Origin of the sequence: Burkholderia sp. Ac-20392 (assembly GCF_017104585.1) — a bacterium.
Lineage (GTDB): Bacteria > Pseudomonadota > Gammaproteobacteria > Burkholderiales > Burkholderiaceae > Burkholderia > Burkholderia lata.
The window spans coordinates 1-426 of sequence record NZ_JAAGPB010001200.1; the positions used below are offsets into that span (position 1 = coordinate 1).

Consider the following 426-nt stretch of genomic DNA (forward strand, 5'->3'; position numbering starts at 1 on the left):
GCCGCGATTCCCGTCATGCTGTCGCAGACGCATACGGGCTTCGCGTGGAGCGTCGCCTTCGCCGGCGCCGTGGTGCTCGCGATCGTCGCGCTGGCGAAGCCGGAGGGCCCGGTCGCGCATGCGGTGCGATCGGGCTCGGCAAGGACGGCGCCCGTCCGGTCGTCGCGCCGTCGCATCCCGCGTGGCTGCGCGCGCAACATTCGCTGGTCTCGGCGGCGCTGGCGCTGGTGCTCGCGGATCTCGGCTGGCTCGTTTACGAGGCCGCGACGATGAGCGGGGCGGGGCTCGGCGGCGCGTTCGCCGCGATTCCCGTCATGCTGTCGCAGACGCATACGGGCTTCGCGTGGAGCGTCGCCTTCGCCGGCGCCGTGGTGCTCGCGATCGTCGCGCTGGCGAAGCCGGAGGGCCCGGTCGCGCATGCGGTGC

Annotated in this window: 1 pseudogene; it reads left to right on the top strand. The window is 73.9% G+C overall.

The window, feature by feature from the left end:
- Positions 1-44: 44 nt before the first annotated feature.
- Positions 45-426: pseudogene (locus tag G3N99_RS41605) on the top strand (hypothetical protein); the annotation flags it as partial.